The following is a 15953-nucleotide window of genomic DNA, read 5'->3' on the forward strand; positions in this document are numbered from 1 at the left end:
GCTGTAATTTTGAATACACAGCTATTCTAAATGCTTATTTTTAATTTTAAATAACTGTAATTAAACGTTATGCAAATTTATTTTTATCTGATATTTTACATTTAATTCTTTTGTTTAGCAAGTCTTTCTTTCCATTTATCACTTAAATATTTCCTCACAGGAATATCATAAATTACCATTACCAGATACGCAACTCCAACAAGTAAAATTGTTGCTGTTACAACGATCAAAGTTAATTGCGCTGTATCCGGTTTATGACTGGTGTAGTAATTCCCGAACATCCATAATACTGCATAATGTGTCATATATAGCGGATACGAAATTTGTCCTGAAAATACGCAAACCTTTTTCAAACCGGGTTTTAAAACTGATCCTGCACCTAAAGCTACTAAAAACGGAAAGTAAAATAGTACTACTAAAGGTTCAGACAACCAGTTCCAACCTGAGAATGGCATTACAAAGGCCAATAACAACAGTACCGAAAGACCTGTAAATCCAAGTTTGTTTTTGATAATCCAGTTCGAACGGTAAATAAGTAATCCTGCTAAAAATGAATACGATATTCTGGCGCATCCGTCCCAAAAAGTTGGACCACTCCAGCCACCTAATAAATTACCTGAATTATAACCTACATAACAAATAGCTAAAGCCGAAAGTATTGTCAAGATTACTAAATAGCTTCGACCAATTCGATAAAGTACAAATGCATAAACAATATTGGCCATATATTCCCAAAACAATGACCATGCAGGCGCATTGAAACTGAATAGATTAAAACCACGATCGGATATTATTGGTAACGGAATAAGAAATATGGAACAGATAAAAGTTAAAATAATTTTTCCCGTGCTATACAATTCTAAATGCCCACCAAACGGATCGAACAAAAATGCAAAAAGACCGAATATTGATCCTGCAATAACCAACGGATGTAACCTGATAATCCTTGAAATAAAAAAATTTCGAAGTCCCATTTTTGCAATACGATCATCATAAGCATATCCTATTACAAATCCCGAAAGACAGAAAAAGAAATCGACAGCTAAAAAGCCATGTCCTATAAAATTTTTAGTGGGATCAGTGTAAACCCATTCCATGAAATGGAATATTACAACGGCCAGAGCGGCGACGCCTCTAAGTCCGTCAAGAATTTCGAAATGTTGTTTGGTTTGTAGAATTGAAACTGAGGCATGGTTAGTAGTCATTATAATGTAAATATGGTTTGAATAGGTTAAAATTTATTTATAGTTTTTAAGTTTTAATTGGCGGGCTTTAAATTGTCACCATCTTTAAAATGGAGTCTTCTAAAAATCAACCCGGACAGAATGGTTAAAAAACCAACAATCAAAAAAGTATATCTAAAAGCATTGTGAATTTCGTTATGAATAAGTTTTACATCGCCTTGAAAAACTTTAAGGACTAATAATCCGAAAGCGATACCAAAACCAATAGCCAATTGTTGGTTAACTGATATCAATGAATTTCCGCTGCTGGTATGATATTGTCTTAAATCGGCAATTGAAATTGAATTCATAGAAGTAAATTGTATCGAGTTAAAGAAACCCAATATAGCAATTATTGGAATATACCAGTAAATAGAAGTGTGAATTGATGGAATTGCCAAACAGCAAATTAAAATTCCAATAATAAAAGTATTCACCATTAAGGTTTTTCGGTAGCCAAAGGTGTTTAAAATACTAATTACTACAGATTTTCCAAACATTGCAGTTAGAGCCATAGGTGCAACAATCCATCCTGATACTACCGCCGATTGGCCGTAAGCGATCTGAATCATCATAGGCAGTAACAACGGAATAGAACTAATACCTAAGCGTGTAGCCAAATTACCAACAATGCCAACTCGAAACGTTCGTACCTGAAATAAATTTAAAGGAAAAATAGGATTATTGTCTCTTTCTGCATGACGATAATACCAATACAGCATTAAAAAACCAGACATTAACACCAATAAAACCGGTGACACTCTAACGGTATTTCCAAATAATTCCAGCGATATAGACAACAAAAGTGAGGCCGCCGCAAAAATGAAAAAGCCTTTTAAATCAAAATCGATTATTTTAGAGGTATAATTGGGCATATACTTTAAACTTAAAAGGATTCCGATAAGCCCGAACGGAATATTTATTAAAAAAATCCAATGCCAGGATAAATAATCCACCATATAACCTCCTACCAAAGGCCCCAATACTGGACCAATTAAGGCTGGAATAATGGCGAAATTCATTGCTTTAAGTAATTCTTTTTTAGGAAATGTTTTAATCAAAGCCAGCTTTCCTACCGGTGTCATTAAACTTCCACCGACACCCTGAACGATTCGGGCTAAAACTAAATGCGTTAAATTTTGAGAAAGCGAACAAAACAAAGATCCGAGACTGAATAAAAATAAAGCAAAAATAAAGACTTTCTTAGTACCAAATTTATCCGACAAAAAGCCACTAACAGGCATAAATAGCGCCAAGGTTAGTACATAACTAATAATCGCATTTTGCATGTCCAGAGGAGATTCATTCAGATCTTTAGCAATAGAAGGCAGCGAGGTATTCAATATCGTTGAATCAAGCATCTGCATAAAAATAGAAGTCGCTAAAATAATTGGTAATACCTTTTTTACTGCTTCGTTATTTTGCTCTGTAATTACCGTCATCATTTTTATTTTTAGGCTTGAAGTATATGTATTCCTTTTTCATTCAGGAAAAATTTGATTTACAAACTTTTATTATCTCCCATAAATAAAGGTACAAAAAACATTGCTGCCTAGCGATACTTACAATTTAACCAAATGAACCCAATAGACAAAATTAATTTTAACACATAGTCCCGAAGCTTCGTGATAGATTTTGTATTCTCAAAAAGGCGTTTCACTTATTCTAAATACACGTAGTTAACTATATGCGAGAAATATATTTCTCTTTTCCATTCTTTATTGCGCAAAAAAACTATGTTTCTATGTGTTAACAATTTTTTAAATTACAACTGAATATTTACTTTACAATGTCAAAATTCTAGCGATAAATTAAATACTGCGCTCTCATCTTTTTAAAGTTTTTCAAACCTTCTTGCCAGCTTTTTCTAATTTCCTCTTCAGATACTCCAGTTTCAATTTGCTGTTGCAATTTTTCATTTCCTGCTCTTATAGAAAACTTTCTTTTGTCGAAAAACTTTGATTTATCTGCTGTTGTTTGATAAGCTTTTATAAGCCATTTAATCTCCAGTTTGTTAATTCTCGGAATTGCTGACAAATCTTCTCCATTACATTCAACTCCATTATACAAAGGGTCTTTATCTCCAAAGTTGGGTTCGGGAGTAAATGCAAAATCACTTTTTGGTAAATAAGGAGAACCATAAATTTGAAATTGCTTTTCCGTTCCACGTCCCATACTTACATTTGTTCCTTCAAAAAGACATAAACTAACATATAAATTGACTGATTGGTCGTTAGGTAAATTTGGGGAAGGGCGAACAGGCAAACTATACGTCATTTTTCGATCATAATTCAAACAAGGAACAACTGTCAATTTACATTGAATACCATTTTTTAACCATTTTTCTCCATTAATCATCTTAGCTTCCTCACCCAAAGTCATTCCGTGAAGCAGTGGTGTTCTATGCATCCCGATGCCGCTTTGAAAAGCAATATCCAAAACCGGGCCGTCGACAATCGCAATATTAGGATTTGGACGGTCTAACACAATCAGGGGAATGTTATTCTCTGCGCAAGCTTCCATTATTCTATGCATGGTAGAAACGTAAGTATATAATCTTGTACCAACATCTTGCAGATCAAAAACCATAATGTCAATATTTTTCAATTGTTCCGGAGTTGGTTTATTGTTTTTTCCATAAAGAGAAGTAATCGACAAACCAGTCTTTGCATCAATTTCATCAGATACGTGTTCACCGGCGTCAGCAGTTCCTCTAAATCCATGTTCCGGAGCAAAAATGGTTTTTATCTTGATATTTTTCTGAACTAAAAAATCAACCAAATGAGTTTTCTCATCTATAATTCCTGTTTGGTTCGTTACAATTCCAATACTTTTACCTTTTAGTAAAGGTAAATATGCAGTATAATTCTCGGCTCCTGTTTTTATTTTTTGCGCAAAAGATACTGTTGAAATTAGTACACAAATCGCTAATAGTTTTTTCATAATGTTCATTTATTTTTTTGCCACGACCCGAGCGATAGCGAACAGACGAAGCAATTCACTAATTTTTGTTTCACGCAGATTTTGCAGATTCTGGCAGATTTAATTTAAATTTTATAAGCTGTGATGATCTACTTAAATCTGTAAAATCTGCATGAACAATTTAGCGCCAACAAAATAAAAATCTTTTTTAATCCTTTAGTCTTTGGCCATATTTTACTCTCGCGGATTCTGCAGATTTAGCAGATTTAATTTGTGGAAATTCCTGTAATTCGTGGCAACTCTTTCTTAATTATTAATTTGCCTCCAAATTTTTGGGCAAAAATCATCTTTATACATTAATCTGTTCGTTCTGGTTGGATTTACACGATTGGTTAAAATGATTAGAAATCTATTATTATCCGGATTCATAAAGAAAAAAGTTCCCGTAAAACCAGTATGTCCAAAATCATTTTCCTTATAAAACTCATCCGGTTTTCGTTTATCAAAACCAAGTCCGCGGTAAATTCCTTCTTTTACCAAAGGTGATTTTGTAAATGCTGCGACAACCTTTGCTTTCAATATTTGTTTTCCCTGATACTTTCCTTTATTAAGCAGCATTTGGCAAATAACCGAGATTGATTGTGCATTGGCAAATAATCCTGCGTTTCCGGAAACTCCTCCAAAAATCGCAGCCGCTTCGTCGTGAACATATCCTTTAATAGTATCTTTTCTAAAAAAACTATCAACTTCAGTTGGCATTACATTTTGTTCTGAAGTCCATTTTAAAGGATTGTATCCTATTTTAGAAATCCCTAATTCTGTATATATACCACGTGCTAACTCATCTAGTTTTTTTCCAGTTTTGGCTTCGATCATTTGCTGCACCAAAATTAAATTTAAGTCGCTGTACAAATATTTACCCCTCGGATTGATATTTGCTACCGAAATTTGCTCGTAAACCGTTTTATAAAATTCGGGATTTATCCACATATTTTTATAAATCTGAATATAATTTTCTTTAGGTACAAAAGAGAGATAATTAGAATCGTAAACGATGTTTTTGTTCACGTACATCGTATCGAACAAATCAGGATAAGTATCCGATTTTTGATTGCTTAACAAAGGTGATCCGTCTGGCGTTGAAAGCAGACTTTGATAAAATGTAATACTAGCCTTCAATCCTGACGTATGCGTTAACAATTCAAAAAGAGTTAAATCAGCAATTGGTGTGTTTTTATACACTGCAACCAGGTCACCGACTTTGTCTGTAAGATGTAGTTTATCCTCTCCAACCAAGCGCATTGTAACGATTGTTCCTCCCAAAACTTTAGACATCGAAGCAAGATCAAAAACATCATCAGACTTTACTTTCTGTTTTTTAGAGTAATCATGATAACCATAATTTTTGTCTATAAAAACAGCATCTTTACTTCCTACAATAATTTGCGCTCCAGGAAAAAATCCCTTTTCGAGCGCATTATTCATCATCGAATCGATATAAACTTCATTTAGTTTGACATCAAAAGATTGCTTAGATTTTTTTTGGGAATAACCGTTAATCCCTAAAAAAATCAAGAAAACAAGTACAATTCTAACAGTTATTTTTTTCATCTTTTTATGGATTAATTCTCAAATCTTGTCCTGCCATAAGCGGCTCGTTGTTTGTTCCTGTAATGACAATCTTCACTGCTTTTACAGGTTTCTTTGGATAAATAGAAGCATTTCCATAATCAAAAATATCTCCTTTTTCAAAGTCAACTCCATTATATGAATATTCTACATAACCGTCATTTACAATAAATCTTGGATGGTGCGGAATTCCTGTCAATACATCAATTTTAGAAGAGGTTACAGGATTTGTGAATGTGTACAAAATCCAGTCGCCGTTTGCACACGGAACATCTGTACGCAAGTAAGTTTCTACATTGTAATCTTCTAATTTTAAAATTGGAAATTTTGGATTCTCAGCCATCGATGAAGTAACTTTAACTTCTGGTTCTAAATATGGAGAACAGTTGAAATTTACTTTTGCCGAAGATTCTTTTGCTTCTTTATTATCTACAATAAAATCTAAGCGATATGTGTTTTTTTCATTGTAATTCTCAATTACAAATCTCAAACGAGGTTTTGCTTTTAGTGTTTTTTCTTCTGAAAAAGTTTGTAGCAGTTTATCATTTTCAAAAAGGGAAACTGCTCTAATAACACCATTGGCTTTTTCATCTGCTGTTGGATTAAAAGTCAAATACCAAATACCTTTTTTATCTATATGTTCTGAAATATTCTCTGAAATATTTAAAACTTCAACTTTAGAAGTATTCCAATTTGCAACCGGTAACTTCTCTACTTTTACTGCAGGACTTGCCACATCTTCATTAAAAAAAGTTCGGAACATGTAGTTCTCATAATCCTTTGTCTGAATTGGTTTTGTATATAAAGGCGATTGTCTTGTAGGTTCATTTCCTTGTGCATCATAACGTACAACAGCTCCTTCATAAGGCGGTGTTACAGTGATGCTTCCGTTTTTATAAATGGCTGTTGGAGGGAAATCCCTAAAAGCAATTCCCATGTTTGCCAAACGCTGTAAATGACTATGAGTCAATCTTCCGTAAAAATCATCCCAGTTTTTATCTTCTTTTTTAGACCATCCAATTTCTGACAAGGCACTTATTCTCGGATAACTCTGATATTCTACAAATCGTGTTGGACGATCAAGATATTCACTCCACAAAGCGCCCTGAACTCCTTTTATCTTTTTTTGCTGATCTGGTGTCAAATCATCATTAGGAATTGGCTCAAAAGAATACGCTCTTTTCGTGTCTGTAATAGCGGCCCAGCGATGACCTCGCTCATTTTCAGATTGTGCCATATCAAAATAGGTATATTGACCCGGCATCATTATCGTTTCATATCCTTTTTTTGCCGACTCAATTCCATAACTTATTCCCTGCCATGCGCTAATTAAAGTATTTGGATTTATTTCTCCTCCTTTTAAAATTTCATTCCAGCCTGCCGTTTTTCTATTGTATTTTTCGACAATTTTTTCTACACGTCTAAAGAAATAATTTTGAAGCTGAAAAGTATCTGTATATCCTTCTTTTTCCATCAAAGCTTTACACTTCGGGCAATGTTCCCAATTCGCTCTGTTCACTTCGTCTCCTGCAACATGAATGTATTCGAAAGGAAACATTTCTGAAAATTCTCTTATTATAGAATCTAAAATTTGATAATTTTCTTCGCGACCTACACACCAAACATTTTTTACTTCGCCCTGAACACTTTTGGTTTCCTCAGTAGTGACACATCCAATTTCCGGATAAGCTGCAGTTACGGCGCGAGAATGTCCCGGAATTTCAATTTCCGGCATGATAGCAATTCCACGAGCCGCGGCATAGGCCACAACTTCTTTCATATCTTCCTGCGTGTAAAATCCGCCATAACGTTTATTTCCTGAACCATATGATGGTAATAAAACTTCTCCGGGCCCTCTCCAGGCACCTTTTAGAGTTAAATCCGGCATTGATTTTATTTCGGCTCTCCAACCGTTATCATCTGTAAGATGCCAGTGAAAAACATTCATTTTGTGTGCCGCCAGCCAGTCAATATAATTTTTTACTGTTTGTTTATCAAAAAATTGCCTGGAACAATCCAGCATCATTCCGCGCCATTCAAAACGAGGATAATCCTCAATTTTCACGAATGGAATCGTTCCTTTTTTAACTTCTTTTGCAGAACAAATCTGTAACAAAGTTTGAAAACCGTTTAAAACTCCGTTAGCCGATTTTCCTTTTATAAGAATTCCTTTTTTATTTACAATCAATTTATAACCATCATTAGGAAGGTCCATTTTTTGATCTACCAAAAGTGCTATTGTATTTTTTTTATGTCTTTTCCCAATAGATATAATGGGAATAACACTTGCATTTCTTGCAAAATTACTTCCTATATAGTCTGCACTATTTTTTATCTTTTTGTCTATTACAACTTGTATTGATGAAGGAATTGTAAAGACACCTTCTTGTTGTTCTACTTTTACAGGCTTCGGAATTATATCCAATTTTTGGGCCTGCATTACATTTAACGAACTCAGTAAAATGACAATTAGCAGTATACTTTTTTTCATTTCTTTTATTTTTTTATAAATTCTATTGGAACACTTTCGGTTTGGGTTTGACTTAAAGCAGAAATCGCATAAATGTAATTTTCAAAATTAGTACTTGGCATTTCTAACTGCGTCGCTGTTGTTACGTAATAAATATTCTGAGGATTACCAAAATCAGTTATGTTATTTTTTGGAAATCTATAAATGACGTATTTCTTGTTGTTCAATCCTGCTTTCCAGGTCAACGCTAATTTACTTCCGTTTTTAACAATCAAAGCGTTTGTTGGTGATTGTGGTTTTATTCTCGTAATTCTATTTGCTTCGGGTGTTAACGCGATATATTTATATAATTTTTCAACAAGTGGTTTTCTTAATGTATCTCCTTTTTTCAGAAAATTAGATGCTGTAAAATGCATAGAACCATCAATTAACGGCATGGATCGAATCATTTCTAATTGCTTGACGATTTGATCAGGACTTCTCCATTCTGGGTCAGGCGATTTAGTCGAAAGCTTATACTCGCCATGTCCGATGTAAACATTTGCTCCGTATTTATGGGCTGCCCACCATTTTGCCAAAACTTCAAAATCAGCTCTCTTAAAACCAATATGCCAGTACAATTGCGGTGTTACATAATCGATCCAGTTTTCTTTTTGCCATTTTAAAATATTGGAATACAAATCATCGTAGTTGGATGCTCCGGCTAATGTGTTTGAACCTTCTGAATCTTTGGCTACATTTCGCCAAACGCCAAAGGGCGAAATTCCGAATTCAACTTCTGGTTTGTTGGCAATTATAGTATCTCTAATTTGTTTGATTATCAAATCGACATTATCTCTTCTCCAGTCGTCTTTGTCTTTAAATTGACGCGGCTCTTTTATAAAGGCTTTCTGATCGGGAAACTCCTTTCCTTCTATTCTATACGGATAAAAATAATCGTCCATGTGTATGGCCTGAATATCATAATTCCTCACTATTTCGCCTACTACAGACGAAACAAAATCTCTGGTTTCTTTTAGACCCGGATTAAAATATCTCGATCTTCCGTAGGTAACAAACAACTCAGGTTTCTTAAAATATAAATGTGTTTTAGCAAGAACTGATTTAGCAGTATCTTGTTGTACACGATAAGGATTTAGCCAAACATGTACGTTCATTCCTCTTTTTCCAGCCTCATCGATCATTAATTGTAACGGATCAAAACCGGGAGGAACGCCTTGAGTTCCGGTTATCCAATGTGATGCCGGTTCTTTTGTCGATTTGTAATAAGCATCGGCAGTTGGTCGAATTTGAAAAACGACGGTATTCATATTATAAGATCTCAAATTATCTAAAATGGTAATCATTTCAGATTTCATTTGCTTGTCTGATAATCCAGGTTTTGATGGCCAGTCGATGTTATCTACTGATGAAATCCAAACCGCCCGCATTTCTCTTTTTGGTGATTCCTGACTAAAAATTTTTGTCTGAAGCAGTAGTACTAGAATAAGAATTTTTAAGCTTTTCATAATTACTGTTTTTGGTTAGTTAATTGTAGTTGAAAAATTTAACCGCAAAGAGCGCAAAGGTTTACGCAATGTTCGCAAAGTTTTCTTTTAATCTATATAATCTTTATTTTTTTAAGCAGATTTAATTATTGAATTCGTGGCAAAAAAAATCTTCTTTAATCCCTTAATCTGTGGCAAAAAAGTTATTCCAGCAAATAAATTCCGCCTTCAATCAGCGATGTCCAAACTTTACCTTGATCATCAACTGAAAAACCATTTACACTTGAGCTTCCTAAATTGATTTGTTTTATAATTTCAAATTTTTCGGCATCAACAATAACAACTTCTCCTTTTCGGCTTCCGATATATATTTTTCCTTTATTTTCTACTATTGGCGCAGGATTATGTTCATAATCCAATTTAAGATCTAAAATTTTGCTTTGTGCAATCAGGTTTTCTTCCGTCAATTCGAGATCGTCATTAATAGGTAATCTTAAAAGTTCGCCATTCATTGTTTTGGCATAAAACCATTTTCCGTTCTGACTTTTCCCCATTGATTCACGAACTTTCCATTTCGAAGTTCTTAAAAGTGTTTTACCAGTTTCGATTTCTAAGATTGTCAAAAAGCGTTCTGGAGTAACAAAGTAAAGTCTGTTTTTTGATGAAACTATATTTACATTTCCTGCTGAATATAGAACTTGTTTCGTATTTCCGTTATTCCATTTCCAGATAAGATTTCCTGTATTTTTATTTAAGCAATAAATATTAGTATCCCATGTACCAAAAATAATTTTATCACTTTGTATTAAAGGCGTTCCCTGTGAATAAGACTGTGGTAACTTATTTTGCCAAATTAATTGGCCAGTAACTGCATCGACACAAATAAATGTTGTTGAACTCGCGGTGTAAATTTTATTATTCTCTGCAATTGGCGAACCAACCAAAACTCCACCAACGGGAATATTCCATTTTTGTTTACCGGATTGGGTATCAAATCCCAATAAATTCCCTTCAATTGTGCCTATAACCAGTATATTTTTTACAACTATTGGGGCGAAATAAATTGAATTACCTGTTTCCGTTTTCCAATTCAAACCTTTAGTTTTCAAGTTGACTGATTGTATTTGGCCGATAGAATTAGTAAAATAAAGATTCTTTTTATCAAATGCCGGAACGCTATAAATCGAAGCGACATCCTTTACAAAAGGCGATTTTACTACTGAATCATCTTTAGGAATTTCAATTTTTGAAGGTTTTGCTGGAACTGAAAATTTAAAAACTCCCGGTTTATCAATTTCTTTCTGATAGATACTGATACTGTCTTTACTGACAATTACTTCATTATAACTTTTTGTTTTTCCATCACGCGAAGTTATAGATGCTCCCATTACTCCACTTAAACCGGAGAAATTATATTTTTTTAAAGTATGGCCGTGACCGCAAAAACTGGCTACTGTTGGATATTTTTCTAATACTGAAAGTACTTCTTTATAATTACTAACACTATTATCTAATGGATAATGAGCAAAATTAAGCACTTTTTTGTTACTGTTTTTTAAGCTGTCTTTTAAGGTTTTATCTAGCCAAAGTACATCTTCGTGTTTTACAAAACCATCTCCCATTTTCATATAAGGTCCACACGGAAATCCGATAAAAATGTAGTCTCCTTTTGAAAAAACAAACCTATCTTGTCCAAATATTTTTTTATAAGTTAAACCTGCACTTTCACTCCAATTGGTTTCATGATTTCCGGAAATTACATAATATGGAATTTTTAACTGTGATAGGATCGAATGCACTTGTTCTAATTCGTCATCGGCACCACGATTGGTTAAATCTCCGGTTACAACCACAAATTCATTCTCTGAATTATTGATTTCTTTTATGATACTTTGCAATAAAAAATCATTCTCATTTCCCACAGAAACATGTAAGTCAGTAAGCTGTACAAACTTGAGATTTCCTGATTTATCTCCATTTTGAGAAAATCCGGATGTAATTATAAAAATTGATAGTATTATAGAATAGAAATATTTCATGGTATTTATTTAATCCGTTAAGTGTAATTAGTATTACGTATTTATAAATTACTCCGATATAAAATCATCATAATTCTTTTTTATAGCTATCGGAAGTGACTCAAAAACAGCCTTCTATGTTAAAACCTAACAGATTTTGAAAACCTGTTAGGATAACCAAACAAAATTTATGTACCGCTTTTTATTTTATAAAATCGCAACACATAATTACTTATTGAACTTATAATTTTAAACAAATTATATGGTAGTTACTTTGTGTTAGACGAACTGCTGTGCGTCTCTACGTAAAAATCTTTGTCCCTTAGCGCCTTAGAACCTTATTTCCCCGGAACCTTTTTCAAAATAATTATTAAAAAATAACAATTGAAATTTCAATGAATTTTCCCAATATTCAATATTATGCTGTCCGGGACGTTCGATGTAATCGTGATTAATTTTTGATACCAGCATCTTCTGATGAAGTTCACGGTTAACATCTATAAAAAAATCATCAACTCCGCAATCTATAATCAATTTTAAATTGTTGTCTTTTACCAATTCAAGCATATTGGTAACGGTGTTTTTATCCCAATTATCGGGATATTCAGTTATTGAACCTAAATGTTTTTTAATATCCCACTTTTCCGGAAACGGACGAAAATCTACACCTCCGCTCATACTCCCAGCTGCTCCAAAAATATCCTGATGTTTAAATGACAAATACAATGCGCCGTGCCCGCCCATACTAAGACCTGATATTGCACGACCTTCGCGATTCGCAATTGTTTTATAATTTTTATCTACAAAAGGAACTAATTCATTTACTACATAAGTTTCATACTTGAAAGCAGGATCTATTGGACTATCAAAATACCAACTTGAAAAATTTCCATCAACGCCTATTACTATAAATCCATATTTATCAACTTGCTGTCCAACTTGCTTAAAACTTTTTACCCAAGTGGCATAGTTGCCGCTATAGCCGTGAAGTAAATACACAACCGGAAATTTTTTCTTGCTTTTTTTATAATTATCTGGAACTATTACACAGGTCTTTATATTCTTATTCATCGAAGCGCTAAAAACCTGAATGGTATCAACTTTAGCTGCTTTCGCAGAAAAAAATACAAATGCCAAAAATAAAGTGAAGAATATTTTTTTCATGAAAATTAATCTTAGTTACTTAAAATTTATTTCAAACAATCTCTCAAAATTGTCGACGGATGCATTGCTTTTCTGTTTGTTCCGTCAAAAATCTGGTGACGGCAGCTTGTTCCTGCAGCAGCGATTGCTGTCGTAGCTTCGGTTGCGCGAATTTTTGGAAACAAAGTATCTTCACCCATTTTCATACTGATATCGTAATGCTCTTTTTCATAACCAAATGAACCCGCCATACCGCAACAACCTGAATTGTAAATGGTAACCACGCTATTTTTAGGTAAATTCAACATTGCAAAAGAAGCTTCAACTGTACTTAATGACTTTTGATGACAATGTCCATGAATTTTTATAGTCTTCTCTACATCCGAAAATTGCCCCGAATGAATGTTTCCTTTTGTTATTTCTCTTTTAAAGAATTCTTCAACTGTAAAGGTATTTTTTGATAATTTTTCGGCACTTTCTTTGTCTTTTGCCAATCGAATATATTCGTCTCTAAAAGTTAATATTGCCGATGGTTCAATTCCGATCAAAGGAATATTTTCAGAAATTAAAGATGCGAAAAGATTGACATTCTTATTAGCGATTTCTTGTGCTTCTTCCAGAAATCCTTTAGATATAAAGGCTCTTCCACTTTCTTCGTGATCCACCATTATTACTTCGTAACCCAATGCCGACAATAACTCGTAGGTATCAATTCCTACTGAAACATCATAATAATTAGTAAATTCATCACAAAAAAGATAGACTTTTCCGTTTCTAAAAGAATTAATTTCTGCAGCTTTCCTATTCTTTTCGTACCATTTTCTAAAGGTTGTAGGAGCCAATAGAGGAACTTGTCTTTTGGGTGCAATTCCCATACTTTTTTTAACAAAAGCCAAATTGGCAACAAAATTAGTCATCGATGGAGCAATGCTTCCCAGTTTGTTCAGTTTTGAATTGTACGCGAATATTTTATTTCGAACCGAAAATCCGTTGGCTTTTTGATATTGATATAAAAACTCTGCTTTTAAAGTCGCTACATCTACATTACTTGGGCATTCGCTTGCGCAGGCTTTACAACTTACGCACAACTCAAATACTTTATATAATTCTTCGTGGTCGAACTTATTGTCTTTTTCTGAATGTGTTAGGTATTCTCTCAACGCGTTAGCTCTGGCACGAGTAGTATCTTTTTCATTTCGCGTGGCACGATAACTCGGACACAAAGTACCTCCTGCCGATGGTAATTTTCGGCAATCACCTGAACCGTTGCATTTTTCGGCAGCACGTAAAATCCCCATACTATCAGAAAAATCCTGAATGGTTTTAATATTCGGTTCTTCCCTGCCCGCTTCAAAACGAAGATTTTCATCCATTTTAGAAGTATTTACAATTTTCCCAACGTTTAAAATCGTATTGGGATCAAATGCTTTTTTTATTCTTTTTAGTAGCTCATAATTTTTATCACCAATCATAAAAGGCAGAAACTCTCCTCTTAAAATTCCGTCGCCATGTTCACCGCTTAACGAACCTTTGTATTTTTTTACTAAATGAGCGACTTCGGTTGATATATTTCTAAACTGGTGTAATCCTTCTTTTGTTTTTAAATTTATCTTCGGACGTAAATGCAATTCTCCGGCTCCCGCATGTGCGTAATAAATCGCACTTTGACCATGTCTTTCCATCATGGCAGCAAAATCAGCAATATAATTGGGTAAATCGCTTAGTTCTACCGCTGTATCTTCAATAGAATCGGCTGCTTTATCATCTCCAACAATACTGCCCAAAAGTCCGAGACCTGCTTTTCTTAAATCGTTTATTTTATCAATATCAGCACCATAAATTTTAGGCAAAGCATAACCAAAATTATTCTCCTGAAGATCTTTTATCAAAGCATCGGCTTGCAATTCGGCATCTTCCATGCTAATGTGTGATCCCACTTCGAGCATAATAACAGCTTTTGGTTCGCCTACAATAAAAAACCTGTTTTTGGCTTGTTCCCTATTCGTTTTGGTACAATCCAGAATTGTATCATCCATCATTTCACAAGTGTACAAATGATGTTTCATTGCGGTAACTACAGCTTCTAAACTTTCCTGAATGGTATGAAAATGAGCTACAACCATAACATTATTAGTTGGCGGTAAATCATCTACTTTCAGCGTAATTTCTGTTGTAAATGCAAGAGTACCTTCGCTTCCGCAAAGTAGTTTTCCTAAATTTATTGTATTTTCTGAGCCCGAAAAAAGTTCTGATTTTAATAAAATATCAATTGCATAACCAGTATTTCTTCTGTGAATTTCGGGTTTTGGAAACTCTCTAACAATTTCTTCCTGATTTTCTTTATTTGAAAGTTCCTCGTAGATCGTTTTATAAATTTTATTTTCGAGTGAATCTCCTTTTGTCTTCTCAATAAATTCTTCTGAAGACATATCTTTAAAAACCACAATACTTCCGTCGCTTAAAACGGCTCTGATCTCGATTATTTTATCGCGCGTAACGCCATAACGTATTGATGTGGTTCCTGATGAATTATTACCAACCATTCCGCCAATCATACATCGATTTGTGGTCGAAGTATTTGGACCAAAAAACAAACCGTGTGGTTTTAGAAATATATTCAGTTCATCGCGAATCACTCCCGGCTGTACAGTTATGGTTTTCTTTACAGGATCAAAAGCAACAATTTTGGTAAAATGTTTCGAAACATCTACAATAATTCCGTTACCAACAGTTTGTCCGGCCAATGAAGTTCCGGCTGTTCTGGGCGTTATTGAAATTTTATTTTCTGATGCAAAGCGAATGATTTTGACAATATCTTCTTCAGTTTTTGGAACTGCGACCGCCTCAGGTATAATCCTGTAAGCAGATGCATCAGTGGCGTATAACTTTTTATGAAGTTCATCATAAAAAAGAGTTCCTTCTAATGAATCGGATAGTTGCTGTAATGGAAGAGAATTGGACATTATTTGGTAATTGGTGTTTTTTTTTGGTTAATCTGGAATAATCAGGTTTATTAAAGACCTAACAGGTTGTATCCCTAAAATTCGGGGCTGTTAGGTCT

The 15953-nt window shown here is 34.0% G+C and carries 9 protein-coding genes; all 9 read right to left on the reverse strand.

Annotation, left to right across the window (positions count from 1 at the left end):
* Window positions 1-101: 101 nt before the first annotated feature.
* Window positions 102-1205, reverse strand: a complete 1104-nt coding sequence (locus ACHRVZ_RS17505; protein WP_395424178.1) for an acyltransferase family protein — start codon at window positions 1203-1205, stop codon at window positions 102-104.
* Window positions 1206-1258: 53 nt separating this feature from the next.
* Window positions 1259-2665 carry an MFS transporter gene (locus ACHRVZ_RS17510; RefSeq protein WP_395424179.1) on the reverse strand — a complete coding sequence of 469 codons (1407 nt, stop codon included), beginning with the start codon at window positions 2663-2665 and terminating at the stop codon, window positions 1259-1261.
* Between the two features lie 358 nt (window positions 2666-3023).
* Window positions 3024-4166 carry an exo-beta-N-acetylmuramidase NamZ domain-containing protein gene (locus ACHRVZ_RS17515; RefSeq protein ID WP_395424180.1) on the reverse strand — a complete coding sequence of 381 codons (1143 nt, stop codon included), beginning with the start codon at window positions 4164-4166 and terminating at the stop codon, window positions 3024-3026.
* Between the two features lie 285 nt (window positions 4167-4451).
* Window positions 4452-5756 carry a serine hydrolase domain-containing protein gene (locus ACHRVZ_RS17520; protein ID WP_395424181.1) on the reverse strand — a complete coding sequence of 435 codons (1305 nt, stop codon included), beginning with the start codon at window positions 5754-5756 and terminating at the stop codon, window positions 4452-4454.
* 4 nt (window positions 5757-5760) lie between these two features.
* Window positions 5761-8265 (reverse strand): beta-N-acetylhexosaminidase, encoded by a 2505-nt coding sequence (locus ACHRVZ_RS17525; RefSeq protein WP_395424182.1) that lies wholly within the window; start codon window positions 8263-8265, stop codon window positions 5761-5763.
* A 5-nt stretch (window positions 8266-8270) separates the two neighbouring features.
* On the reverse strand, window positions 8271-9752 hold the full coding sequence (locus tag ACHRVZ_RS17530) for a glycoside hydrolase family 10 protein (RefSeq protein WP_395424183.1): 1482 nt from the start codon (window positions 9750-9752) through the stop codon (window positions 8271-8273).
* A 182-nt stretch (window positions 9753-9934) separates the two neighbouring features.
* The gene (locus ACHRVZ_RS17535) at window positions 9935-11770 is read right to left on the reverse strand and encodes a PQQ-binding-like beta-propeller repeat protein (RefSeq protein WP_395424184.1); all 1836 of its coding nucleotides are present in this window, start codon (window positions 11768-11770) and stop codon (window positions 9935-9937) included.
* A 309-nt stretch (window positions 11771-12079) separates the two neighbouring features.
* Entirely contained in the window at window positions 12080-12913 is an 834-nt protein-coding gene (locus ACHRVZ_RS17540; RefSeq protein ID WP_395424185.1) for an alpha/beta hydrolase, read from the reverse strand.
* 26 nt (window positions 12914-12939) lie between these two features.
* On the reverse strand, window positions 12940-15855 hold the full coding sequence (locus tag ACHRVZ_RS17545; protein ID WP_395424186.1) for an FAD-binding and (Fe-S)-binding domain-containing protein: 2916 nt from the start codon (window positions 15853-15855) through the stop codon (window positions 12940-12942).
* Window positions 15856-15953 lie beyond the last annotated feature (98 nt).

The sequence above is a fragment of the Flavobacterium sp. FlaQc-57 genome (genome assembly GCF_044007395.1).
Taxonomy (GTDB): domain Bacteria; phylum Bacteroidota; class Bacteroidia; order Flavobacteriales; family Flavobacteriaceae; genus Flavobacterium.

What these genes read in the sequence shown, in the direction of transcription:
- ACHRVZ_RS17505 (WP_395424178.1), bottom strand. Translation starts at nt 1,205, where the DNA reads ATGACTACTAACCATGCCTCAGTTTCAATTCTACAAACCAAACAACAT.
- ACHRVZ_RS17510 (WP_395424179.1), bottom strand. Translation starts at nt 2,665, where the DNA reads ATGACGGTAATTACAGAGCAAAATAACGAAGCAGTAAAAAAGGTATTA.
- ACHRVZ_RS17515 (WP_395424180.1), bottom strand. Translation starts at nt 4,166, where the DNA reads ATGAAAAAACTATTAGCGATTTGTGTACTAATTTCAACAGTATCTTTT.
- ACHRVZ_RS17520 (WP_395424181.1), bottom strand. Translation starts at nt 5,756, where the DNA reads ATGAAAAAAATAACTGTTAGAATTGTACTTGTTTTCTTGATTTTTTTA.
- ACHRVZ_RS17525 (WP_395424182.1), bottom strand. Translation starts at nt 8,265, where the DNA reads ATGAAAAAAAGTATACTGCTAATTGTCATTTTACTGAGTTCGTTAAAT.
- ACHRVZ_RS17530 (WP_395424183.1), bottom strand. Translation starts at nt 9,752, where the DNA reads ATGAAAAGCTTAAAAATTCTTATTCTAGTACTACTGCTTCAGACAAAA.
- ACHRVZ_RS17535 (WP_395424184.1), bottom strand. Translation starts at nt 11,770, where the DNA reads ATGAAATATTTCTATTCTATAATACTATCAATTTTTATAATTACATCC.
- ACHRVZ_RS17540 (WP_395424185.1), bottom strand. Translation starts at nt 12,913, where the DNA reads ATGAAAAAAATATTCTTCACTTTATTTTTGGCATTTGTATTTTTTTCT.
- ACHRVZ_RS17545 (WP_395424186.1), bottom strand. Translation starts at nt 15,855, where the DNA reads ATGTCCAATTCTCTTCCATTACAGCAACTATCCGATTCATTAGAAGGA.